The 23,359-nt window shown below is 73.6% G+C and carries 21 protein-coding genes and 1 riboswitch; of the genes, 14 read left to right on the forward strand and 7 right to left on the reverse strand.

Annotation, left to right across the window (positions count from 1 at the left end; genetic code table 11):
• The first annotated feature begins 13 nt into the window (after window positions 1-13).
• Complete coding sequence (locus tag IE265_RS28860) at window positions 14-1,237, forward strand: 4-hydroxybenzoate 3-monooxygenase (RefSeq protein ID WP_190038657.1); 1,224 nt, start codon at window positions 14-16, stop codon at window positions 1,235-1,237.
• A 51-nt stretch (window positions 1,238-1,288) separates the two neighbouring features.
• On the opposite strand, the gene trxA is transcribed toward IE265_RS28860, so the two are convergent.
• Window positions 1,289-1,717 carry a thioredoxin gene (gene trxA / locus IE265_RS28865; protein WP_268255857.1) on the reverse strand — a complete coding sequence of 143 codons (429 nt, stop codon included), beginning with the start codon at window positions 1,715-1,717 and terminating at the stop codon, window positions 1,289-1,291.
• 76 nt (window positions 1,718-1,793) lie between these two features.
• Here trxA and IE265_RS28870 point away from each other — a divergent pair, with 76 nt between their 5' ends.
• Window positions 1,794-3,227, forward strand: a complete 1,434-nt coding sequence (locus IE265_RS28870) for a dihydrolipoyl dehydrogenase family protein (RefSeq protein WP_190038659.1) — start codon at window positions 1,794-1,796, stop codon at window positions 3,225-3,227.
• A 120-nt stretch (window positions 3,228-3,347) separates the two neighbouring features.
• Here the strand turns inward: IE265_RS28870 and IE265_RS28875 are convergent, their stop codons facing one another.
• Complete coding sequence (locus IE265_RS28875) at window positions 3,348-4,001, reverse strand: peptide deformylase (RefSeq protein WP_190038660.1); 654 nt, start codon at window positions 3,999-4,001, stop codon at window positions 3,348-3,350.
• A 220-nt stretch (window positions 4,002-4,221) separates the two neighbouring features.
• On the opposite strand from IE265_RS28875, the gene IE265_RS28880 reads away from it, so the two are divergent.
• The 6 genes from IE265_RS28880 to IE265_RS28905 all read left to right on the forward strand — a co-directional run bounded on the left by IE265_RS28880 (window position 4,222) and on the right by IE265_RS28905 (window position 12,454).
• Entirely contained in the window at window positions 4,222-5,802 is a 1,581-nt protein-coding gene (locus IE265_RS28880; protein ID WP_229916664.1) for a PepSY-associated TM helix domain-containing protein, read from the forward strand.
• Window positions 5,803-6,013: 211 nt separating this feature from the next.
• Window positions 6,014-7,318 carry a hemolysin family protein gene (locus tag IE265_RS28885; RefSeq protein WP_190038661.1) on the forward strand — a complete coding sequence of 435 codons (1,305 nt, stop codon included), beginning with the start codon at window positions 6,014-6,016 and terminating at the stop codon, window positions 7,316-7,318.
• Entirely contained in the window at window positions 7,315-8,337 is a 1,023-nt protein-coding gene (locus IE265_RS28890) for a hemolysin family protein (RefSeq protein ID WP_190038662.1), read from the forward strand. Before IE265_RS28885 ends, IE265_RS28890 begins: the two co-directional genes overlap by 4 nt.
• Before the next feature lie 194 nt (window positions 8,338-8,531).
• Entirely contained in the window at window positions 8,532-11,273 is a 2,742-nt protein-coding gene (locus IE265_RS28895; protein ID WP_190038663.1) for a winged helix-turn-helix domain-containing protein, read from the forward strand.
• Between the two features lie 139 nt (window positions 11,274-11,412).
• On the forward strand, window positions 11,413-11,718 hold the full coding sequence (locus IE265_RS28900; RefSeq protein WP_190038664.1) for a DUF8691 family protein: 306 nt from the start codon (window positions 11,413-11,415) through the stop codon (window positions 11,716-11,718).
• Between the two features lies 1 nt (window position 11,719).
• Window positions 11,720-12,454, forward strand: coding sequence for a DUF4386 domain-containing protein (locus IE265_RS28905; protein ID WP_190038665.1), 735 nt, complete (start codon window positions 11,720-11,722; stop codon window positions 12,452-12,454).
• Window positions 12,455-12,553: 99 nt separating this feature from the next.
• Here IE265_RS28905 and metE read toward each other — a convergent pair whose 3' ends face one another.
• The 3 genes from metE to IE265_RS28920 all read right to left on the reverse strand — a co-directional run bounded on the left by metE (window position 12,554) and on the right by IE265_RS28920 (window position 16,340).
• Entirely contained in the window at window positions 12,554-14,863 is a 2,310-nt protein-coding gene (gene metE / locus IE265_RS28910) for a 5-methyltetrahydropteroyltriglutamate--homocysteine S-methyltransferase (protein WP_190038666.1), read from the reverse strand.
• Between the two features lie 139 nt (window positions 14,864-15,002).
• A riboswitch (cobalamin riboswitch) is annotated at window positions 15,003-15,234 on the reverse strand.
• A gap of 171 nt (window positions 15,235-15,405) precedes the next feature.
• Window positions 15,406-15,753, reverse strand: coding sequence for a tetratricopeptide repeat protein (locus IE265_RS28915; RefSeq protein ID WP_190038667.1), 348 nt, complete (start codon window positions 15,751-15,753; stop codon window positions 15,406-15,408).
• Window positions 15,754-15,803: 50 nt separating this feature from the next.
• The gene (locus IE265_RS28920) at window positions 15,804-16,340 is read right to left on the reverse strand and encodes a MarR family winged helix-turn-helix transcriptional regulator (RefSeq protein ID WP_190038668.1); all 537 of its coding nucleotides are present in this window, start codon (window positions 16,338-16,340) and stop codon (window positions 15,804-15,806) included.
• A gap of 132 nt (window positions 16,341-16,472) precedes the next feature.
• On the opposite strand from IE265_RS28920, the gene IE265_RS28925 reads away from it, so the two are divergent.
• From IE265_RS28925 to IE265_RS28935, 3 genes are all read left to right on the forward strand, one after another.
• The gene (locus IE265_RS28925) at window positions 16,473-17,438 is read left to right on the forward strand and encodes a pirin family protein (protein ID WP_190038669.1); all 966 of its coding nucleotides are present in this window, start codon (window positions 16,473-16,475) and stop codon (window positions 17,436-17,438) included.
• Between the two features lie 122 nt (window positions 17,439-17,560).
• Window positions 17,561-17,965 (forward strand): FKBP-type peptidyl-prolyl cis-trans isomerase, encoded by a 405-nt coding sequence (locus IE265_RS28930; protein WP_190038670.1) that lies wholly within the window; start codon window positions 17,561-17,563, stop codon window positions 17,963-17,965.
• A gap of 272 nt (window positions 17,966-18,237) precedes the next feature.
• Window positions 18,238-18,867: a tetratricopeptide repeat protein gene (locus IE265_RS28935; RefSeq protein ID WP_190038671.1), complete on the forward strand. Its 630-nt coding sequence runs from the start codon at window positions 18,238-18,240 to the stop codon at window positions 18,865-18,867.
• Between the two features lie 48 nt (window positions 18,868-18,915).
• Here the strand turns inward: IE265_RS28935 and IE265_RS28940 are convergent, their stop codons facing one another.
• Both IE265_RS28940 and IE265_RS28945 read right to left on the reverse strand, forming a co-directional pair.
• Window positions 18,916-19,872 (reverse strand): squalene/phytoene synthase family protein, encoded by a 957-nt coding sequence (locus tag IE265_RS28940; RefSeq protein ID WP_190038672.1) that lies wholly within the window; start codon window positions 19,870-19,872, stop codon window positions 18,916-18,918.
• 109 nt (window positions 19,873-19,981) lie between these two features.
• Entirely contained in the window at window positions 19,982-20,914 is a 933-nt protein-coding gene (locus IE265_RS28945) for a lytic polysaccharide monooxygenase (RefSeq protein WP_190038673.1), read from the reverse strand.
• Window positions 20,915-21,051: 137 nt separating this feature from the next.
• Between IE265_RS28945 and IE265_RS28950 the strand changes: the two genes are divergently transcribed.
• Genes IE265_RS28950 through IE265_RS28960 form a run of 3 tightly spaced genes read left to right on the forward strand, consistent with a single transcriptional unit; the run spans window position 21,052 to window position 23,347 of the window.
• Window positions 21,052-21,732, forward strand: coding sequence for an ABC transporter permease (locus IE265_RS28950; RefSeq protein ID WP_190038674.1), 681 nt, complete (start codon window positions 21,052-21,054; stop codon window positions 21,730-21,732).
• The gene (locus IE265_RS28955) at window positions 21,729-22,394 is read left to right on the forward strand and encodes an ABC transporter permease (protein ID WP_190038727.1); all 666 of its coding nucleotides are present in this window, start codon (window positions 21,729-21,731) and stop codon (window positions 22,392-22,394) included. Before IE265_RS28950 ends, IE265_RS28955 begins: the two co-directional genes overlap by 4 nt.
• Window positions 22,391-23,347 (forward strand): ABC transporter substrate-binding protein, encoded by a 957-nt coding sequence (locus tag IE265_RS28960; RefSeq protein ID WP_190038675.1) that lies wholly within the window; start codon window positions 22,391-22,393, stop codon window positions 23,345-23,347. The genes IE265_RS28955 and IE265_RS28960 overlap by 4 nt, the downstream gene beginning before the upstream one ends.
• Window positions 23,348-23,359: the final 12 nt, after the last annotated feature.

Consider the following 23,359-nt stretch of genomic DNA (forward strand, 5'->3'; position numbering starts at 1 on the left):
TGGGAGGCACGCCATGCGGACCGCGGTCGGGATCATCGGCGGGGGCCCGGCGGGCCTCCTGCTCGCCCGGCTGCTGCACCGCGCCGGAATCGACTGCGTCGTCCTGGAGAGCAGGACCCGCGCGTACGTCGAACAGCGGCAGCGCGCCGGAATGCTGGAGCAGGGCACGGTCGACGCGCTGCGCGAATGCGGCGCCGCCGCGCGCCTGGACGCCGAGGGCCTGGTCCACCACGGCATCGAACTGCGCTTCGACCGGGAGCGCCACCACCTCGACTTCCCGGCGCTCACCGGCGGGCGGACCGTGACGATCTACGCCCAGACGGAGATCGTGAAGGACCTCGTCGCGCTCCAGCTGGCCGACGGGCCGCCGCTGCTCTTCGGCGCCGACGTGCGGGCCGTCGAGGGCGTGGAGAGCGGGACGCCGCTCGTGCGCTTCGCCCACGAGGGCCGGGAGCGCACACTCAGCTGCGACTGGGTGGTGGGCTGCGACGGATTCCACGGCGTCGCCCGCGACGCGGTCCCGGCCGCGGTCCGCCGCACCTACGAGCACGAGTACCCGTACTCCTGGCTGGGGATCCTGGCCGACGTGCCGCCGTCCTGCGACGAGCTGATCTACGCCCGCGGGCCCGGCGGCTTCGCGCTGCACAGCATGCGGTCCCCGACGGTGTCTCGGCTCTACCTCCAGGTGCCGAACGGCACCGGCGCGGACGACTGGCCGGACGAGCGGGTCTGGGACGAGCTGGACGCGCGCTTCGCGATCGACGCGGACTGGCGGCTGCGGCGCGGACCGATCACGTCCAAGACGGTCACCGCGATGCGCAGCCATGTGCGCGAACCGATGCGCCACGGGCGGCTTCTGCTGGCCGGGGACGCGGCCCACATCGTGCCGCCGACCGGCGCCAAGGGACTGAACCTCGCGGTGTCCGACGTACGGCTCCTGGCCCGCGGTTTCGCCGAACTCCACCACGGCGGTTCCACGGCACTCCTGGACCGCTACTCGCGGGACAGCCTGGAGCGGGTCTGGCACGCCACGCGGTTCTCGTACGACATGACGCGGATGCTGCACAGGCAGCCGGACGGCGATCCCTTCGACGAACGCCTCCAGCTCGCCCGGCTGCGCAGGATCACGGCTTCCCGGCCCGCCGCGGCCGAGCTGGCGGCCCACTACACGGGACTGCCGCTGCCCGCCGCCGCCGGGCCCGGGGACCCGGCGGCCCACCCCCTCCGGGGCGTCTGACCACGTGCCGTCCCCGCGGCGTCCGCACGCGGGACGCCCGGACTCCGGGGACTACTCGGCGGCGTTCTTGGCCTGCTGCTCCGCCACGGACTTGCGGACCTCGTCCATGTCGAGCTTCCGCGCCTGCTCGATGATGTCCACCAGGGCGGGCTCGGGAAGCGCGCCCGGCTGGGAGAAGATCGCCACCTGGTCGCGCACGATCATCAGGGTGGGGATCGACTGGATCTCGAAGGCCGCGGCGAGCTCCGGCTGCGCCTCCGTGTCCACCTTCGCGAACACCAGGTCGGGGTTGGCCTCCGCCGCCTTCTCGTAGACCGGGGCGAACTGCCGGCACGGGCCGCACCACGCCGCCCAGAAGTCGATCAGGACGAACTCGTTGTCCGTGACCGTCTGGTCGAAGTTCTCCTTGGTCAGCTCAATGGTGCTGCTCATGGCGTTGAATCCCTCTTCCTGGGGGGTCGGCTCCCGGACGTGTTGCACAACGGCACGGACGGACGCGGTATTCCGGGCGCGTACCCGTGTGGCCGCGCCCCACACCAGCCACCAGACTGACCCCATGACGGAATCGGAATCCATCGAGTACGACGTCGTGGTGGTCGGGGCCGGACCCGTGGGGGAGAACGTCGCGGACCGCGCCCGCGCCGCCGGCCTCTCCACCGCGGTGGTCGAGAGCGAGCTGGTCGGCGGAGAGTGCTCGTACTGGGCGTGCATGCCCAGCAAGTCCCTGCTGCGACCGGTCCTGGTGCGGGCGGACGCCCGCCGCGTGCCGGGTCTCAGGCAGTCGGTGCAGGGCCCTCTCGACGCCGCGGCCGTGCTCGCCAACCGGGACTACATCACCGGCAACTGGAAGGACGACGGGCAGGTCGACTGGCTCCGGAGCACCGGGGCGGACTTCTACCGGGGACAGGGCAGGCTCGCCGGGACGCGCCGGGTCACGGTCCACGGCCCCGAGGGGGAGCGGCACGTCCTGACGGCCCGGCACGCCGTGGCCGTGTGCACGGGCAGCCGCGCCGTGCTGCCCGACCTGCCCGGCCTCGCCGACGTGAAGCCGTGGACCAGCCGGGAGGCGACCAGCGCGCAGGCCGTGCCCGGACGGCTCGTCGTCGTCGGCGGCGGTGTCGTCGCCGTCGAGATGGCCACCGCCTGGCAGGCGCTCGGGTCCCGGGTGACGGTCCTCGTGCGCGGCGGGGGCCTGCTGCCGCGCATGGAGCCGTTCGCCGGGGAGATGGTCGCCGAGGCGCTGGAGGAGGCCGGCGCCGAGGTGCGTACGGGCACGTCGGTGGAGGCCGTGACACGGGACGGGACGACCGTCGTCGTCACCACCTCCGCGGGTGACCGGATCGAGGCGGACGAGATCCTCTTCGCCACCGGTCGGGCGCCGCGCACCGACGACCTGGGCCTCGAGACGGTCGGGCTCAGGCCCGGCTCCTGGCTCTCGGTCGACGACAGCCTGCGGGTCACCGGCAGCGAGTGGCTGTACGCCGTCGGGGACGTCAACCACCGCGCGCTCCTCACCCACCAGGGCAAGTACCAGGCGCGCATCGCCGGTGCGGCCATCGCGGCCCGCGCCGCGGGGGTGCCGCTGCTGGAGACCGACCCCTGGGGCGCCCACGCGGCGACCGCCGACACGGCGGCCGTGACGCAGGTCGTCTTCACCGACCCGGAGGCCGCCTCGGTCGGCCTCTCCCTCGCCGAGGCGGAGCGGGCCGGCCACCGGGTCAGGGCCGTCGACGTCGAGTTCTCGTCGGTCGCCGGCGCGGGCCTGTACGGCGACGGCTACCGGGGCCGCGCCCGCATGATCGTCGACCTCGACACGGACACCCTGCGCGGTGTCACCCTCGTGGGCCCCGGCGTCGGCGAGCTGATCCACTCCGCGGCCGTCGCGGTCGCGGGCGAGGTCCCCGTGAACCGGCTGTGGCACGCGGTGCCGTCCTACCCCACCCTCAGCGAGGTGTGGCTGCGTCTGCTGGAGGCCAACCGGGACGCGTGACGGCCCGATCCCCAGGGCCCGCCGGAAGGCACACCCGGTCCGGCCGACGCGTCCCGTCGGCCGGACCGCTGTCTTCCGGCTGCGCCCGCCGCACCCGGTGCCCCCGCCGGACCTGGCTCCTCAGTCCTCCCCGGCCAGGGGGAAGCCGAGTTCGGCCGCGGCCAGGTCGGGCGTGGCCTGGGCCCAGCGCTCCGCCACCGCCTGGTTGGAGGACAGCGAGCGGAGCTCGGCCCGGTCGAGGTAGAGCGTGCCGTCCAGGTGGTCCGTCTCGTGCTGGACGATCCGCGCGGGCCACCCGGAGAACACCTCGTCCACCGGCCGGCCGGACTCGTCCCGCGCCAGCAGGCGCACCCGGGCGTGCCGGGCCACCACCGCCTGCCAGCCCGGCACGCTCAGACAGCCCTCGAAGAACACGGCACGCCCGGTGCCCACGGGCTCGTACACCGGGTTCACCAGTACGCGGAAGGGCAGCGGCACCCGGCCGCGTGCCTCCCGGACGGCGTCCGGCACGGGCGCCGGGTCCTCGACGACCGCGAGCCGCAGCGGCACACCCACCTGCGGCGCCGCGAGGCCGACACCGGGCGCCGCGCGCATCGTCTCGCGCAGCGCCGCCACGAAGCGGGACAGGAGCGCCGCGTCCAGTTGGCCGTCGAAGGGCTCGGCCGCGCGCCGCAGCACCGGATCACCGGCGGCGACGATGGGCAACGGGCCCGTACGGGTGAGGAGTTCCTCCACCTGGTCGCTGAGGGACGTGGACCTACCGGGGGATGCCATCGGGCCAGCATGCCAACCGGGCCCGCCGGGAGCGAGGCGGCGCTCTGCGCGTGTCCCGGGCGGGCCGCACGTGTCCCGGCGGGCCGCACGCATCCGCTCCGGGCCCCTGTGACCCAGGCGACGCCGTGCCCCGGGAACTCGGCCGCCTCCTCCACCGACTACTGGAGCGCACCGGCCGAGCACGGCCCGTCGTCCCCTGCCCCACTGGAGAAGCCAGCCGATGTCCACCGCTCCCACGACCGAGACGGACGAGAAACCGCCCCCCGTCGTCACCGCCCCGCGGCCCGGCCTCTGGTCGCCGCTGCGCCCCCTCGTCCTGCGGCTGCACTTCTACGCGGGACTGCTGGTCGCCCCGTTCCTGCTCGTGGCCGCCACCACGGGACTGCTGTACGCGGCGTCGTTCCAGGTCGAGAACCTCGTGTACGCGCACGAGATGACCGTCGACCCCGGTGACGAGAAGCTGCCCGTCTCCGAACAGGTCGCCGCCGCCCGCGAGGCCCACCCGGAGGGCACGGTCTCCGCCGTCCGCCCCTCGCCCGAGGCCGACGCCACCACCAGGGTGATGCTCTCCGGCGTGCCCGGCGTCGACGAGAACCATGTCCTGGCCGTGTTCGTCGACCCGTACACGGCCGAGGTGCGCGGGGCGCTCGAACAGTACGGCTCCACGGGAGCACTGCCGGTGCGCACCTGGATCGACGAGTTCCACGCCAACCTCAGGCTCGGCGATCCTGGCCGGCTCTACAGCGAACTCGCCGCCAGCTGGCTGTGGGTGATCGCCGCCGGCGGTCTGGCGCTGTGGTTCGGACGGCGCCGCGCCCAGCGCCGGATACGCGGCACCAGCGGCCGCCGGCGCACCCTCGGGCTGCACGGCACCGTGGGCGTCTGGGCGGCCGTCGGCTTCTTCTTCCTGTCCCTGACGGGGCTGACCTGGTCGACGTACGCCGGGGCCAACATCGACGAGCTGCGCACCTCGCTGCGCCAGGCCACCCCGTCGGTGTCCGCGGCCGTGGGCGGTGAGCACTCGGGCCACGGCTCCGGCTCGGCCGAGGGGGGCGTCGAGCACGGGGTCGGCATCGACGTGGTGCTGGACGCGGCGCGGGCCGAGGGCCTCGACGGCCCGGTGGAGGTCGTCGCGCCCGCCGACGCGTCCTCCGCGTACGTCGTCAAGCAGGTGCAGCGCGCCTGGCCCACCAAGCAGGACACCGTCGCCGTCGACCCGGCGTCCGGCGAGGTCACCGACACCGTGCGCTTCGCCGACTACCCGGTGCTCGCGAAGCTGACCCGCTGGGGCATCGACGCGCACACCGGCGTGCTGTTCGGCTTCGCCAACCAGCTCGTCCTGATGGCCCTCGCCGGAAGCCTGATCCTGCTGATCCTCTGGGGCTACCGCATGTGGTGGCAGCGCGGCCGGGCCTCCGCCTTCGGCCGTCCGATCCCGCGCGGCGCGTGGCAGCAGGTCCCGCCGCACGTCCTCGTCCCGCTGATGGCGGCCGTCGCGGTCCTCGGCTACCTCGTACCGCTGCTGGGCATCCCGCTGGCCGCCTTCATCGCCGTGGACGTGGTCCTGGGAGAGATCGCCCACCGGCGGAACCGGCGGGGCGGGTCCGGCGCCGCGCCCGAGCGGGCGGACGGCTCGCCGGAGGAGCCGGGCGGTTCGTCGACGGAGGCGCGCGGTCCCTCGAACGACTCGAACGAGGCGGGCGGTCCTACGAGGAAGGCGGGTGCTGCGGAGGACGGTTCCGAGGCCGCGGAGGAGGCTCCCCGTGAGCCGGACGACGCCGCGGAGCAGGCTGTGAAGTAGCGCTCGGGAACGGGTCCGGGACCGCGTCCGGGAACGGGTTCGGGTCCGGCGGTGGCACGGGAACCGCCCCGCGGCGAGAATCGTTCCTCCGGGACAGCACGACCCTGAGGAGCGCCCACTTGTCCGCCAGACCGACGGACCCCCCGGGACACAGTCCCGGACCGCCCCGCCCCCTTTCGCCCGGCAGCGGCACACGGCGGGGTGGTGTTCGATGAGTGCCGCCCTCGGCCTGCTGGCCGTCCTCCTGCTCACGGCCGGCACCGGCTACTTCGTCGCGCAGGAGTTCGCGTACGTCGCCGCCGACCGCCTCGCCCTCGCACGCGAGGCGGCGGCCGGCGACCGCAGGGCCGCCCGTGCCCTGACCGTCCTCGAACGGCTGTCCTTCATGCTGTCGGGCGCCCAACTGGGCATCACGGTGACGGGTCTGGTGGTCGGCTTCCTCGCCGAACCGTCGGTCTCCGCACTGCTCGAACCGGCCCTCACCGGCACCGGCGTCCCGGCCGGCGCCGTCACGGGCATCTCCGTGGTCCTCGCCTTCGCCCTCGCCACCGTCCTGCAGATGGTGCTGGGCGAACTGGCCCCGAAGAACCTGGCCCTCGCTGTCCCGGAACGCCTGGCGAAGTCCCTGGCCGGCTCCACGCTCGCGTACCTGAAGGTCGTCGGCCCCGTCGTCCGGCTCTTCGACGGGGCCGCCAACGGGCTGCTGCGGCGCCTCGGCATCGAGCCGGTGGAGGAGCTCCACCACGGCGCGACCCTGGAGGAACTCGGCCATCTCATCGGCGAGTCCCACGAGCACGGCAGACTGCCCCGCGAGACCGCCGACCTGCTCGACCACGCGCTGGAGTTCTCCGACCGGACCCTCGACGAGGTGATGGTGCCGCGCGCCGACACCGTGTTCGTCCGCAAGGACGCCACGGCCGCCGAGGCCGTCGACCTGATCGCCCGGCACGGGCACTCCGCCTACCCCGTGATGGGCGACCACCCCGACGACATGGCGGGTGTCCTCGGCGTGCGCGAACTGATGCGCGCCGGGGCCGACTCCAAGGCCTGGGAGCTGGCCAGGGTCCCGCTGCTGCTCCCCGACACGCTGCCCCTGCCCGACGCCGTGGCCCGGATGCGGGAGCACGGCGACGAGTTCGCGGTCGTGCTCGACGAGCACGGCGGCGTGGCGGGCATCGTCACGTACGAGGACATCGCGGAGGAACTCGTGGGCGACATCGCCGACGAGTCCGACACCGTGACCGAGGTGGCCGTCACCGACGGGGAAGGCTGGCTCGTGGATGCCGGGCGGCGGCTCGACGAGGTCGCCGACGCCACCGGCGTCGAGCTGCCGGGCGACGAGGACTACGACACCGTCGCCGGACTGGTCGTCGACCGGCTCGGCCGCTTCCCGGCCATCGGCGACCGCGTCGCCGTCGCGCTGCCCGAAGGCGGTCGCGCGGTACTGGAGGTGCGCACCCTGGACCGGCACGTCGCGGACCGGGTGCGCCTGTCGCGCGAGGAGGCCCGCGCATGAGCCTCCCCACAGCTCTCTTCGTCACCGTGCTGCTGCTCGCGGGCAGCGGGTTCTTCGTCGCCGCCGAGTTCGCGCTCGTCGCGGCCAAGCGGCACCGGCTGGAGCAGGCCGCCGCCGAGGGCCGGCGCGGCGCCCGGGCCGCGCTGGCCGGAATCCGCGAGTTGTCGCTGATGCTCGCGGGCGCCCAACTCGGCATCACCATCTGCACGCTGGGCCTCGGCTCGGTGTCCAAACCGGCCGTGTCGCACGCGCTCGACCCGCTGCTCAGGAGTACCGGACTGCCGAACGGACTGAGCTACGGCGTGTCCTTCGCGGTGGCGATGATCGTCGTGGTGTTCCTGCACATGGTGGTCGGCGAGATGGCCCCCAAGTCCTGGGCCATCGCGCACCCGGAGCGCTCGGCGATGCTCCTGACCCCGCCCTTCCGTGCGGTGATCCGCCTGGTGCGCCCGCTGATTGCGGTGCTCAACCGGGTGAGCACCGCGCTCGTACGGCTCTGCCGGGTCACGCCGCGCGACGAGCTGGCCTCCGTGCACAACCGGGAGCAACTCGCGCACCTCGTCGAGGAGTCGGAACGGCTCGGCCTGATCAGCGCGTCCGACTCCCGGCTGCTCACCAGCTCGCTCACGGCGCCCCAGCAGCCGGTGGCCGACCTCCAGGTGCCGGCGGAGAGGATCGCCTCCGTGCCCGCGGACGCCGACCTCGACACGGTGCTGCGAACGGCCCGGACGGTCGACCGCACCCGGCTGCTGGTGCGCGACGGGGACGTGGTCCTCGGCTCGGTGCACGCGCGTGACGCGCTCGTCGCCAGGGCACGGGGACGCACCGCGAGCGCCCGCGAACTGGCTCGCCCCGTACCGGAACTCGCGGCCCACGACACGCTCGCGCACGCCGTCGAGCAGCTCAGGCAGCGCAGGGCCACCCTCGCGGTGGTCCGGGACGACACGGGCGCGCTGAGCGGCCTGGTCGTCCTGGACGACCTGCTGGCACGCCTGATGGAACCCTCGGCCGCGCCCTAGCCGCGGCTGCGACGGCGCCTGTACCGACGGTGCTCCTCCTGCCTCCCGCCAGACCCGCGGGGCGGTGCACGGGGTGGGACCGGCACCTCGGACGGGCCGGCCGGCGCCGGTGCGAAGGCGCAAGCCGTGGCCGCCGTTGCGGGACGGCGTACCTTTCGTGTGCACTGGCTCGAACACGCGGGAGGGGACCTCTGGTGGCAAGCCCTCTGATCGAGACCAAGCTGTACCGCCCCCGGCTTCGGCACGGCGTGGTGGCGCGTCCACGGCTCGGTGAACTCCTGAGCCGCGGGTCGAAGGCGAGGATGACACTCGTGTCGGCCCCGGCCGGCTTCGGCAAGACGACCGTGGTGGCCGAGTGGATCGAGGCCGCGGCCGACGGACGACGGAGTGCGGCGTGGCTGTCCCTCGACGCGCGTGACAGCAGCCCCGCGTCCTTCTGGACCTATGTGGTCACCGCCCTGCAGCGGGCCGTACCCGGCGTGGGCGCCGATGCCCTGCCGCTCCTGCAATCGTCCCGGACACCGACGGAGGCCGTCCTGGCCGCCGTGGTCAACGAACTGGCAGCCCTGACCGACCCGCTGGACCTGATCCTCGACGACTACCACCTCGCCGACTCCCCGGAGATCCGGGCGGGCATGACGTTCCTGCTCGACCACCTCCCGCCGCAGGTGCACCTGGTGCTCTGCACCCGCGCCGACCCGGCGCTGCCGCTCGCCCGGCTCCGGGCCCGAGGCGAGCTGGTCGAACTGCGCGCCGCCGACCTCCGCTTCACCGCAGGCGAGGTCGCGGCCTACCTCGGCGACTCCGCCGGCCTGGACCTGGCCGCGGTGGACGTCGAAGCGCTGGAGCAGCGCACCGAGGGCTGGATCGCGGCGCTCCAGCTGGCGGCGCTCTCCCTCCGGGGACGCGAGGACGTCTCGGGCTTCGTCGCCGACTTCGCCGGCGACGACCGGTACGTCGTCGACTACCTGGTCGAAGAGGTCCTGGAGCGCCAGAGCGGCGACGTGCGCGACTTCCTGCTCCGCACCTCCGTCCTCAACCGCCTCCACGGCCCGCTGTGCGACGCCGTCACCGGCCGCCGGGACGGCAGAGCCATGCTCGAAGTCCTCGACCGGGCCAATCTGTTCGTCGTCCGGCTCGACGACAGACGCCACTGGTACCGCTACCACCAGCTCTTCGCGGACGTCCTTCGCACCCATCTGGCCGACGAGCGCCCCGACGAGGTCGCGGCCCTGCACCGCCGGGCCGGCCAGTGGTACGCCGACGCCGGCGAGCAGGTGCCGGCGATCGGGCACGCTCTGGAGGCGGGAGACGTCGACCGGGCGGCCGACCTCGTGGAGCGCGCGATCCCGGCCCTGCAGCGGGACCGGCAGGAAGCCACCATCTGCGGCTGGATCAAGGACCTTCCCGACGAGGTCGTGCGCGTGCGGCCCGTGCTGGCCGTGGGACTGGTCGGCGCGCTCATGACCCGCGGCGAGACCGAGGGAGTGGAGGACCGCCTGAACGAGGCCGAGCAGCTCCTCACCGGCGGCGAGGAGGGCGGACCGGCCGCCTGGTCGGTCGTCGCGGACGCAGCCGCGCTCGCCCGGCTGCCCGGCGCCATCGAGATGTACCGCTCCGCCCTCGCGCTGATGCGGGGCGACCCGTCCGCCACCGTGACCCATGCGGGCCGGGCCGTCGAGCGGGCGGCCGCCGACGACCACCTGGTCCGGGCGGCGGCATCGGCACTGTCGGGCCTCGCCGACTGGGGCAGGGGCGAACTGGACGCCGCCCACGCGGCCTACTCCTTCGCGGTCGAGGGCCTGCTGCGGGCAGGCTATGTCGCGGACGTGCTGGGCTGTTCGATCACGCTGGCCGACATCCGCATCACCCAGGGCCGGCTCGCCGACGCGCAACGCACCTACGAGCGGGCGTTGCGGCTGGCCGCCGAGGGGCCGGGCATCCTGCGGGGCACGGCGGACGTGCATGCCGGGCTGTGCGAGGTCGCGTGGGAACGCGGGGACGCCGAGGCCGCCGCCGGGCATCTCCGACGGGCACGGGAACTCGGTGAACCGGCCGGGCTGCCGCAGCACCCCTACCGGTGGCGGGTCGCGATGGCGGGAATCCTGGACGCCGAGGGCGACGCGGGCGGTGCCCTGGACCTGCTGGCGGAGGCGGAGCGCGTCCACACCGGCGACCTCTCCCCGAACGTACGCCCCGTCCCGGCCACCCGGGTACGACTGCTGCTCCGGCGGGGCGACGTCGAAGAGGCCCTGGACTGGGCCCGCGCACAGGGCCTCACCCCCGACGACGACCTGTCCTACGTACGCGAGTACGAGCACATCACCCTGGCCCGGGTCATGCTCGCCACCGCCGAGGCCGGTGCCTGCGCCTACGGCGACGCCGCCCTGTTCCTCCAGCGGCTCCTGACGGCCGCCGAGGCCGGCGGACGCACGGCCCGCACCATCGAGATCCTCGTGCTGCAGGCCCTCGCCCACGACGCCCGCGGCGACTCCCCGGCCGCGGCGGACGCCCTGGAGCGGGCCCTGACCCTGGCCGAACCGCACGGCCACGTCCGCGTGTTCACCGAGGACGGCCCGCGGATCGCCGCACCTCTCACCACCCTCGCCGGACAGCGGCCCGACTGGGCGTACCCGCGCCGACTCCTCGACGCCGTACGGCATTTCGGCGGGCCTGTCGGCGGGGGCACGGGTGAGCCGTCCGCCGCCGCGCCGTACGGGCTCGTCGACCCGTTGAGCGCCCGCGAGTCGGAGGTGCTGCGACTGCTCGCCGGGGACCTCGGGGGCCCGGACATCGCGCGCCGGCTCCATGTGTCCCTGAACACCCTGCGGACGCACACCAGGCACATCTACGCCAAGCTCGGCGTCACCAACCGGCGGGACGCGGTGCGCCTGGCCGGGCGCCTCAACCTCATCTCCCGCGCACCCGGCCGATGAGAGGTGGTTCCCGGGCCCCGTGAGAGGCCGGCCGCACAGTCACCATCCGGGTCACCACATGTGGTGACGACCGCTCACCACACCTCCTGCGACCTTGCAGCCAACGCGCGAAATCGACGCACGGCACAAGGAGCACGCCATGAACCCCCCGACGGCCCGATCCCAGGACGGTCGTCCCAGCTGGTACGAGATCCGCCTCCAGGGCCGGCTCGACCCGCGGTGGGCGACCTGGTTCGACGGCATGACGCTCACCGCCGGCAGCGACGGGACGACCCTGCTGCGGGGCCCCGTCGTGGACCAGACGGCACTTCACGGGCTGCTCCAGAGACTGCGTGACGTCGGCCTTCCCCTGGTCGCGGTCACCCGGGTGCAGCCCGGCCCGCGGGAGAACGGCCCGACGCCGCCCCGGTCCCGCGCACCCGAGAACCCGGACTCAGGAGACTGACATGACCACCACCGAGGGACCCGCCACGGCCACGCGGCCACGGACCGACCGGACGAGGAACCACGTCCGTGCCGCAGGAGCGCTCTACCTGGTCACCTTCGCGGCATCGATCCCCGCGCTGCTGCTGATCGCCCCCGTCCTGGACCACACCGACTACATCACCGGCGACGGCGCCGACACCCGCGTGCTGTGGGGCTGCCTCCTCGACATGGTGAGCGCCCTCGCCTGCGTCGGCACCGCCGTCACGGTCTTCCCCGCCGTGAAACGGCACGGCGAGGCGCTGGCACTGGGCTTCGTCACCTCGCGCCTGGTCGAGGCCGGGATCATCCTGGTCGGCGTGGTGAGCCTGCTGTCAGTCGTCACCCTGCGCCAAGACCTCTCCGGGGCGACCGGCGCGGACACCGCGGCACTGGCGACCACCGGGCAGGCGCTCGTGGCCGTGCGCGACTGGACGTTCCTGCTCGGCCCCGGCTTCATGTCGGGCGTCAACGCGCTGCTGTTCGGCACACTGCTGTACAGGTCCGGGCTGGTGCCCCGCTTCATCCCCGCGATGGGCCTGGTCGGGGCCCCTCTGCTCCTGGCCTCCGGCATCGCGACCTTCTTCGGCCACCACGACCAGCTCTCCGCGTGGTCGTTCCTCGCGACCCTGCCCGTCGCCGCCTGGGAACTCGCCGTCGGTACCTGGATGCTCGTCAAGGGCTTCAGGCCGCCGGCCGTGACCACCGAACAGGCTTGAACAGTCCCCGGAACGCCCCTCGTCCACCGGGGTCCGCGACGCCCGGGGGCGGACCATCGCCCCGGAGGGGCCGGGCCCGTCCGGACCCGGCCCCCGGTGTCACCGCGGCAGGTTGGCGCGGACCCGTCGGGCGGCGGCCGTCAACCGTTCGAGAGCGGGGCCGGCCTCGGCCCAACTCCGCGTCTTCAGACCGCAGTCGGGATTGATCCATAGCCGGTCCGCCGGTACGGACAGCAGGGCCCGGTCGATCAGATCCGTCAGTTCCCGCTCCTCGGGCACACGCGGCGCGTGGATGTCGTACACCCCGGGCCCGACGGCCCGCGGGTACCCCGCCGCGGCCAGTTCGTCCGCGATCCCCATCCGGGAGCGGGCCGCCTCCAGGCTGATGACGTCGGCGTCCAGCGCGTCGACCGCGTCGATGATGTCGCCGAACTCCGCGTAGCACATGTGGGTGTGGACCTGGGTGTCCGCCCGGACTCCCGAAGTGGCCAGACGGAACGCCTCGGTGGCCCATTGCAGGTAGGCGGGCCGGGCCGTCGCCCGCAGCGGGAGGGTCTCGCGCAGTGCGGGTTCGTCGACCTGGACGACGGCGGTGCCCGCGGCCTCCAGGTCCGCCACCTCGTCGCGCAGGGCCAGCGCCACCTGCCGCGCGGTCTCGGCGAGGGGCTGGTCGTCGCGTACGAAGGACCAGGCCAGAAGCGTGACGGGCCCCGTGAGCATGCCCTTGACGGGCCGAACGGTCAACGACTGGGCGTAGGACGTCCAGTCGACCGTCATGGGTGCGGGGCGCGAGACGTCGCCTGCCAGGATCGGCGGGCGGACGTAGCGGGTGCCGTAGGACTGGACCCAGCCGTGCCGTGTCGCGAGGAACCCGGTGAGCTGCTCCGCGAAGTACTGCACCATGTCATTGCGTTCGGGTTCGCCGTGCACGAGGACGTCGAGCCCCGCCTTCTCCTGGAACGCCACGGTGTCCCGGATCTCCGCGCGGATCCGCTCCTCGTAGGCCGGGCCGTCGATCCGGCCCGCCCTGAGGTCGGCGCGGGCCACGCGCAGCTCCCGGGTCTGCGGGAACGAGCCGATGGAGGTGGTGGGCAGCGGGGGCAGCCGGAGCCTCGCCTGCTGGGCGACCGACCGGAGGGCGAACGGCTCGGGGCGCCGCGCGTCCTCGGGTGCCACCACCGCGCACCGGGCCCGTACCGCCGGGTCGTGGGTCAGGGCGGAGCGCGAACGGGACGCCAGCGCGGCCCGGTTGGCGGAGAGCCGCGGCGTGATGTCGCCGCCGGTCAGCCCCTGGGCCAGGGTCACCGTCTCGGCCACCTTCTGGCGGGCGAAGGCCAGCCAGCGGGCCACCTGCGGGTCGATGTCGCGCTCGGCCGCGGTGTCGAGCGGTACGTGCAGCAGCGAGCACGACGGAGCCACGTCCAGGCGCCCGGTGAGCCCGAGCAGGGTGGCGAGGGTGGCCAGCGACCGCTCCAGATCGTTGATCCACACGTTGCGGCCGTCGACCACACCTGCGACGAGCCGCTTGCCGGGCAGTCCGCCGACGGCGGCGAGGGCCTCCAGGTTCGCTGCGGCCGGTCCGGTGAAGTCCATGGCGAGACCGTCGACCGCGGACCGCGCGAGCACCGGCAGTGCCTCACCGAGCCGGTCGAAGTACGAGGCGACGAGCAGGCGCGGCCGGTGGGTGAGCCCGCTCAGTTTTCCGTACGCGCGCGCTGTCGCGTCCAGCACGGCCGGGGACTGGTCCTGGACCAGGGCGGGTTCGTCCAGCTGGACCCAGTCGGCACCCGCCGCCCGGAGTTCGGCGAGCACCTGCGCGTACACCGGCAGCAGCCGGTCCAGAAGTGCCAGCGGCCGGAAGTCCGCGGGGGTGCCGGGGACCGGCTTGGACAGCAGCAGGAAGGTGACCGGTCCGACGAGTACGGGCCGTGCGCTGTGGCCGAGCGAGACGGCCTCGCGAAGCTGCCCCACCGGCCCCCGGGCGTCGGCGGCGAAGACGGTGTCGGGCCCCAACTCGGGTACGAGGTAGTGGTAGTTGGTGTCGAACCACTTGGTCATCTCCAGGGGTGCGGCCGTGTCGGTGCCGCGTGCCATGGCGAAGTATCCGTCGAGCGGGTCGGCGTCGAAGGCCTCCCGGTGACGGGCGGGCACGGCTCCGGTCATCACGACCGTGTCGAGCACGTGGTCGTACAACGAGAAGTCCCCGGTGGGTACTTCGGCCACTCCGGCGCCTGTGAGCCACTGCCAGGCGGTGCGGCGCAGGCCGGCCGCGGCCGTGCGCAGTTCGTCGCCGGTCAGTCGGCCTGCCCAGTAGCCCTCGACGGCCTTCTTCAGTTCGCGGGACGGGCCCTGCCGGGGCCAGCCGTGCACGGTGGCACGGGCCTGCGGGGTGGGGGAGCGGTCGGTCACGTAACTCTGCCCTTCGCGAGTCGCGGTGAGGTCCCGGGACACCCGACACGAAGGAACGGCAGACCGGCGACGCCGCGTCCGCGCGGCCCGCCGTTCAGCCGGCCCTCCCACGAGGCCGCCGAGACCGCCGTGCGCACAGGTGTCGCACGGGCAGATGGCAGGTCTTCGGACTCGCGGGCACGCCATTTCCTCCTGTCGGAGGAGACGGCACCTACTGGCCGTCGCTTCCCGGATCCGCCGGGCGGATCCAGTGCGTATGACGGCGGTCGTTCCCGCTCACCGCTGCGGGGCAGTCCCGGATTCCCACCGGGTTCCCTCTTGCGACGCCTCCCGCCTGGCGGACGGGGCGAACCAGCTGCGGGGCCATCGTAAGCACACAACGGGCCCGCACCGCACGTCCCTTGTCGTTCCGGCGCGGCTCCGTGCCGCCCCCGGGAGGCGGTTCGGAGGCCGATACCGCGAACGGCCCCCAACGCGCTCTCGCCGCCCCGCCCGTGCGTGTCACGGGCGGGGCGGCGTGCGGTGCGGCGGAGCCTTCCGCCTCACAGGGTCGTGAAGTCCCCCGCGAGCGCCGAGGCCAGACGCATGTGGGGTTCGGCCTCGTCGGGGCGTCCCTGGCGCTGGAGCGTGCGGCCCAGCATCAGACGCGCGTAGTGCTCCACCGGGTCGCGCTCGACAAGCAGGCGCAACTGGGCTTCGGCACGCTTCAGTTGGGCCGAGTGGTAGTAGGCGCGGGCCAGCAGCAGGCGCGGTCCCACCTGCTCCGGCACCTCCTCGACCAGACCGTCGAGGACGCGGGCCGCCGCCGCGTACTCCTTGGCGTCGAAGAACATCCGGGCGCGCTCCCAGCGCTCCGCGGCCGTTCCGTGGTCGTAGTACGTCGTGTCCACTTCTGACCTCCTTCGAGTACGGGAACCGACAGGAGATGTTGAATATTCCACTACCTCTGGGGAGGTGATCCCGCTCTCCCCGACGGTGCGCCCTGCGGGGCCCGAGGGGTGCTGTCGGGCGAGGTGTCCGTGAGCCCTTCCAGAGGTGCCGCCAGCAGGAGCCGGAGGTCCCGGGTGAGCGCCTTGGTGCGGTCGTCGCCGAGTCCGCCGAGGGGTTCGAGCAACTGCTCCAGCAGCCCCTGTACGACCACGACGGCCCGGCGCGCGACCTCCCGCCCCTCGGCCGTGAGGGACAGCTGCATCGCCCGCGGGTCGGCGGGGTCCCTGGCGCGCTCGACCAGCCCGGCACTCTCCAGGGCCCGGGCGAGCTTCGACACGTACAGGGGTTCGAGGCCCGTGTGGTCGGCAAGTTGCCGCTGACTCGGGCGGGTGCCGGTCCGGTGCATGCCGTACAGCGACGCCACCAGCGAGTACTGCGCGTGGGTGAGGCCCAGGGGGGCCATCGCGCGGTCCACCGCGACCCGCCACTTCATGGACAGGCGCCACACCAGGAAGCCGGGCGTCGCGCCCTCGGGGTCCGTGCTCACGGATGCACTGTACATGGACATTGTGTACATGGCTGCTATGGCGAGGGAGCTACGCCGGTTCTGAGCCGTCCGGACTCCCACGGGCGGGTGACGGACTGACGCGACGCGCGTCACGGGGCTAGGTTGTGGGCCATGAGCAATCTTGATCGCGAGGCAGTTCCCGCACTGTGCGGCGGCCGGGGTTTCGTGGTGGCGGAGCCGGTGCGCGAACTCCTCAGCCCCCGACGGGTCAAGCTCGGAGAGTCCAGCGAGGTCCGCCGCCTGCTGCCCAACCTGGGCCGCCGCATGGTGGGCGCCTGGTGCTTCGTCGATCACTACGGCCCGGACGACATCGCCGACGAACCCGGTATGCAGGTCCCGCCGCACCCGCACACCGGCCTCCAGACCGTGAGCTGGCTGCACGAGGGCGAGGTGCTGCACCGCGACTCCACCGGCAGCCTCCAGACGATCCGCCCGCGCGAGCTGGGACTGATGACCTCGGGCCGGGCCATCAGCCACTCGGAGGAGAGCCCCGCCTCGCACGCGCGCTTCCTGCACGGGGCGCAGCTCTGGGTCGCCCTGCCCGACAGCCACCGGCACACCGAACCCCGCTTCGAGCACCACGCCGAACTGCCCGTCGTCACCGCACCCGGCCTGACGGCCACCGTCGTCCTGGGCGGGATCGACGGGGCCGCCTCGCCCGGCACGACGTACACGCCGATCGTCGGCGCCGATCTCGCCCTGGCCCGCGGGGCCGACCTGCGCCTCCCGCTGGAGCCGGACTTCGAGTACGCCGTCCTGTCCATGTCCGGCGAGGCGCACGTCGACGGTGTGCCGCTGCTGCCCGGTTCCATGCTCTACCTGGGCTGCGGCCGCTCGGAACTGCCGCTGCGCGCCGAGTCGGACGCGGGCCTGATGCTCCTGGGCGGCGAGCCGTTCGAGGAGGAGCTGATCATGTGGTGGAACTTCATCGGGCGTACCCAGGACGACATCGAGCAGGCCAGGGCCGACTGGACGACGGGATCGCGCTTCGGTGAGGTGAAGGGCTACGACGGGGCGCCGCTGCCCGCCCCGGCGCTGCCGCCGGTGCCGCTGAAGCCGCGGGGGCGGGTGCGCTGACCCGGGCGGCGGCGTACTTCAGGGCACGGGCGCTGCCGATAGCGTGATCACCTGACGCGTGGAACGCCCACGCGTCCCGCCGGCCCGTGCGACGGGTGCGGCGGCGAGCCACAGGGACTGCGATGAGTGAACCGACGAAGCCCACGGTCGAGGTCCCGCCGGGCGAGGCGCCGACCGAGCTGACGATCCGGGACCTGGTGGTCGGCGACGGACCCGAGGCCAGGCCCGGACGGGTCGTCCAACTGCACTACGTAGGGGTCGTCTTCGCGTCCGGGAAGGAGTTCGACTCCTCCTGGGAACAGGACAGGCCGTTCAAGTTCGCCGTGGGCGGCGGCAGGGCCATCAAGGGCTGGGACCGGGGAGTGCGGGGAATGAGGGTCGGCGGCCGCCGCGAGATCGTCGTTCCCCCGCGTCTCGGCTACGGCGGCCAGTCACCCTCCGCGTCGATCCCCGCCGGCTCGACGCTCGTCTTCGTCGTCGACCTGCTCTCGGTGGTGGGCGGGCCGCCAGGAGCCAAACCGGCCTGATCGACCGGCTCCCTGGGCGGCGCCGGTTGTGCCGGATAGCCTTTCGGCAGTACGCCATCGGGGGCGCGGCGCTGCGGTGTGCCCGGTCGGCGAGAACACGTGGACGGACGAGGGGGCGCTTTCCGATGTCGCAAGAGGTGCAGGAGCCTGGCGGTCCGCGCGGTCGGGCATCGCACGAGGAGCGTCGCCGTCCGCGTCGTACCCTCGGCACCTGGCGGGTCGGGCGGCGCTTCCGGCACTGGACCCGGCCGACGGCGCGATCCTGGCCGGACGTGCACGAGGACGTCGCCTACCTCACCCGGAAGCTGGGCCGGTGGCACCCCGGCACCGTCGCCGCCCGCACAAGGGTGGGCAGTTGGCTCACCCTCGAAGGCCGGCATGCCGAGGTGCTGCAACTGACCGAGGCGGAACTGGCCGAAAGGATCGCGGAGTTCGGGGCCGACGACCCCGACATCCTGATGTGGCGCACTTCGGTCGCCTGGCGCCGCCGCAGGGTCGGCGACCTGGACGGTGCCGTCGCCCTCGCGCGGACCGTGGTGGAGGACAGCGTCCGGGAACTGGGTTCCGACCACCCCCACACCCATCAACGCCGGGCGGGCCTGGCCCGGTTCCTCGCCGAGAACGGGGAACCGGCAGAAGGAGTACGCCTGTTGCGCGCCCTGTACGCGGAGTCCCAGGCCTTCGGCCATGACCGGCACAGCGGGACGCGCTCCATCCGCATGACCCTGGTCACGGCACTGGAGCTCAACGGGGACGTCCGGGAGGCCCTCGATCTCCTGGACGAGGAGATCGAGGTCGAGCGGGGGACGCTCTACGGCATCGACGAGAACCTCGGCGACCACGAGATGAAGCGTCTGGAGGAGCGCCGCACGATCCTGGTCGCCAAGGTGCGCTCCGTCTAGGCACCGCCCTTCCCGTGCGCGGTCGGGGGCCGCCGGACGCCCGGGTCCTCAGTGGTTCGAGGAGGCTCCCCGCCGGGCCGGCCGGCGGGCCAGCAGGCGCAGGCACGCCACCGGACGGTCCCGTACCGGACGGCGGGCCACCGAGGCGCCCCGTGCCGACACCGACGCCAGTCGCTGGTGGTGCAGGTCCAGGACGAAGCGTGTCAGCCGCAGGTGCTCCTCGGGGCAGTGGTCGAGGATCACGGCCGCCTCGTCGAGCGTCGCACGCGCGGTCCCGGCGGTGGCGGACACCAGCGAGCGGACCGCCGGCACGTCGCGTCCCGACTCCAGGTCGGCGCGTGTGACGCCGTGCCGCTCCAGGTCTCCGGCGGGCAGGTAGAGGCGCCCGCCCCGCAGGTCCTCCGACAGGTCGGTGAGGATGTCGGTGCGCTGGGCGGCGTCGGCGAACACCCGGCAGGCGGCGGCGAACTCCGGGCTGCCGCCGCCCTGGTGGGCCAGACCTGTGGTGATCATCAGGAACGGCCAGGTGAGCTTCTCCACGTACCGCTGGTAGTCCGCCTCGGTGTCGAACCCGGTGAAGTCGAGGTCGATCCGGGCGCCGTCCAGGTACGAGTCGACCCACCGGCGCGGCAGTTCACGGACCGAGGCGGTGTGCAGGAAGGCGCGCAGGAGTGCCCGGCCCTCGTCCTCCGGCCCCGGCGCGTGCCCCGCGCCCAGGGCCGTGCGCACCTGGTCGGCCCAGGCGTCGAAGCGCCGGGTGCGTTCGGCTACCGTGCCCCGGTCGCAGACGTCGTCGGTGTACGAGGCGAAGGCGTACCCGGACAGGACGAACGGCTGGTGGGCGGCCGGCACGAGCATCCGCACCGCGAGGTAGCCGGCCGGCTCCCGGCGGCGCATGTAGCGGGCCGCCGAGTCGAAGTCGTCCCGCAGAGCGCCCCGCGTCACCCCGGCCGCTTCCAGACAACTCCGCCAGGTGCGCACGTACATCCCCCATGAGACGGTCACTTTTCATAACCAAAGGACATGCAGGCTATCAGTGGGGTTCACCGGCGATCACACCGGAGGCACCGGGCGCCCCCGCTTCCGCCCGCGGCCGAGGCGCCCGTGCTCGCCGTCAGCGCCTCCGCCGCAGGGTGAACGCGGCGCCCGCCGTGAGCACCAGTCCGAGGGCCCCGCCCACGACCAGCGGCAGCGCCGGAGTCCGGCTCCCGGTGCCCGAGGCGGCCGAGACGGGCTCGGCGAGCGCGCTGGTCGCCGCGTCCGACGGCTCCGCCGCCGCGCCGGTGGCCTCCGACGGTGACGCGGACGGCGTGGGGGAGGCGGGGGCCTTCGACGAAGGCGCCGCCTTGGTCGGCGAGGCCGAGGGCTTCTTGCCGCCCGTGCCCTTGGTGCCCGACGCGCCGCTCCCGCTGCTCCCGCTGCTCCCCTTCGACCCGGCCAGCACCACGTCCGAGCACGAGTAGTACGTGTCCGGTGTGCTCGTGTTCTGCCAGATCGTGTAGATGACGTGCCGCCCCGTCCGGTCCGACGGCAGCTTGGTCGCGATGCGGTAGGCGCCGTTGACGAGCGCCGGGTCGGTGGCCGTGGCGAACGGCTGCGACGGCAGGTCGGACCAGGTCAGGGGCTTGGCGGGGTTGTAGCCGGGTTTCGTCAGGAACAGCTTGAACGTGCCCTTGTGCGGAATCGTCGACCGGTACGTGAGCGTCATCCCGGCTCCCGCCGTCAACCGGGTCGAGGGCCAGTCGGAACGCGCGAGGTCCAGGCCCCGGTAGGCGGGGAGGCCGCCGCTGCACAGCTTGCCGTCCGGGACGACCTGCCGGTCCCGGCCGCCGACGCCCGCACGCCGCAGGTTGTCGAAGGCCGCGACACCGGAGGCGGCGGCCGCCCGGCAGGCGGCCGTGCCCGCCTGTGAACCGCCGGGGGCGCAGGCCGCCGCCCGGCTGACGGGATCCGTCGGCGCCCCGTGCGCGGCGGCGGGACCCGCCGACCACACGGTGAGCAGAAGCGGAGCCGTCGCGATAAGGGCGGCGGTGCGGTGTGCGGTCATGAGCCGGGTTCCTCCTTGCGCGGCGGGCGGGAGGGACCCGCTGTCCCTGGAGTACGCGGCGTGCGCGGGCCCCGTTCAAATCCCCGTACGGGTCATCAGGACGCGACGCGGGCCGCCCCGCCCGCTGGAATGGAGCGGTGACCGCGCCCCCGGACGACTGCCTCGCCCGCAACGAGTGGATCTGCGGCGACTACCTCTCCTCCCGCCGCGAGATCCTCCTCGACGCGGTCGCCCAGCACCTCCGGATCACCCTGCTCGCCGTCCTGGTCGCGGTGCTCCTCGCCGTGCCGCTCGCCGTGCTCGCGCGCCGCTGGGGCTGGGCGGCGGGCCCGGTCCTCGCGGTGACGACGGTGCTCTACACGATCCCCTCGCTCGCCATGTTCTCGCTGCTCCTGCCGGTGTACGGGCTCTCGTCCGCCCTGGTCGTCGCGGGCCTCGTGCTGTACTCGCTGACCCTGCTCGTACGGAACGTCCTCGCGGGCCTGCGGGCCGTGCCCGAGGAGACCAGGCAGGCCGCCCGCGGCATGGGGTACGGGCCCGTGCGCCTGCTGCTCACCGTGGAACTGCCGCTGGCGCTGCCCTCCTCCATGGCCGGGCTCAGGATCGCCACCGTCTCGGCGGTCTCCCTGGCCACGGTCGGCGCGATCGTCGGCTTCGGAGGGCTCGGCAACCTCATCTACGCGGGAATGAACACCTACTTCAAGGCGCAGGTCCTCACCGCGTCCGTGCTGTGCGTGGTCATCGCCGTGGCGGCCGACCTGCTGCTGCTCGGCGTGCAGTGGCTGATCACGCCGTGGACCAGGGCGGCCCGGCGGTGAACACGGTGACCGGGGCCTGGGACTGGCTCACCGACCCGGCGAACTGGGCGGGCGCCGACGGCATCCGGCACCGCCTCGTCCAGCACCTCGTACTGACCGCGGTCTGCCTCGTCGCGAGCTGCCTCGTCGCTCTGCCGGTCGCCCTCGTCCTCGGCCACCTCGGAAGGGGCGGAGCACTCGCCGTCAACATCTCCAACGTCGGCCGCGCGGTCCCCACCTTCGCCGTCCTCGTCCTGCTGCTCCTCACCCCGGTCGGCGACTGGGGCGAGGGCCCGACGATCGTCGCCCTCGTGCTGTTCGCCGTACCCCCGCTGCTCACCAACGCGTACGTCGGAATGCGCGAGGTCGACCGCGACGTCGTGCGGGCGGCGCGCGGGATGGGCATGACCGGACCCCAACTGCTGCGCAGGGTCGAGGTGCCGCTGGCCATGCCGATGATCCTCAACGGAGTGCGGATCGCGGCCGTCCAGCTCGTCGCCACCGCCACCATCGCGGCGCTCGCGGGCGGCGGCGGCCTCGGACGGATCATCACCGCCGGTTTCAACCTGGCCAGTACGCCGCAGGTCGTCGCCGGAGCCGTCCTCGTGGCCGTGTTCGCGCTGCTGGTCGAAGCGGTGTTCGAGACCGTCGAGCGGCTGGCGCCCGTACGGGGCTCCCGATGAGGCGCCGGGCCGCCTTCGCGGGACTGCTCCTGCTGACCGGCTGCGCGTCCGGTCCCTCGCTGGAGAACCGCGGCGACGTCACGGCGCCGCCCGGCGACAGCAGGCATCTGACGGTCGGCTCGGCGGGCTTCACCGAGAGCGACCTGCTGGCCACGATGTACGCGCTGCTGCTGGAGCGGGCCGGGTACCGCACGTCGATGCTCACCGTCGCCAACCGCGAACTGTACGAACCCGCGCTGGAGTCCGGGCAGATCGACGTCGTGCCCGAGTACGCGGCCACCTTCGCGGACTGGCTCAACGCCAAGGCCGACGGGCCGGACGCGCCCCCGGTCGGCTCGCCCGACCTGGACATCACGATGCGGGCGCTGCGTGAACTGGCCGCGCCGCGGGGCCTCGTGGTCCTCGACCCCGGCAGGGCGGTGGACCAGAACGCCTTCGCGGTGACCGCCGCGTACGCCCGGAAGCACCGCCTGCGGACGCTCAGCGACCTGGGGCGCTCCGGGCTGCCCGTACGGCTGGCCGCGGGGGACGAGTGCGTGCGGCGGCCCTACTGCGAGCCGGGGCTGCGCAGGACGTACGGCATCGACATCACCGCCGTCGACCCGAAGGGGGTCGGCACCACGCAGGCGAAACTGGCCGTGCAGAGCGGCCGGGACCAGATGCTGCTGACGACCACGACCGACGCCACCCTCGACGAGTTCGGCCTCGTCCTGCTGGCCGACGACCGCCACCTCCAGAACGCCGACCACATCGTGCCGGTGGTCAACCGCTCCCGCGCCGGGAGCGAGCGCGTCGCCACCGCCCTGGACGCACTCAACAAGGTCCTCACCACGGCGGACCTGGCGTCCATGAACCGGCAGGTGGACAGCTGGCGGCGGCTGCCGGAGGACGTCGCCCGCACCTATCTGAAGGACGAGGGACTGCTGGAGCGGCCGTCCGGCGCACGGCGGTGAGGAGTCCCACCG

The organism is Streptomyces fructofermentans (assembly GCF_014651055.1).
Taxonomy (GTDB): Bacteria; Actinomycetota; Actinomycetes; order Streptomycetales; family Streptomycetaceae; genus Streptomyces; species Streptomyces fructofermentans.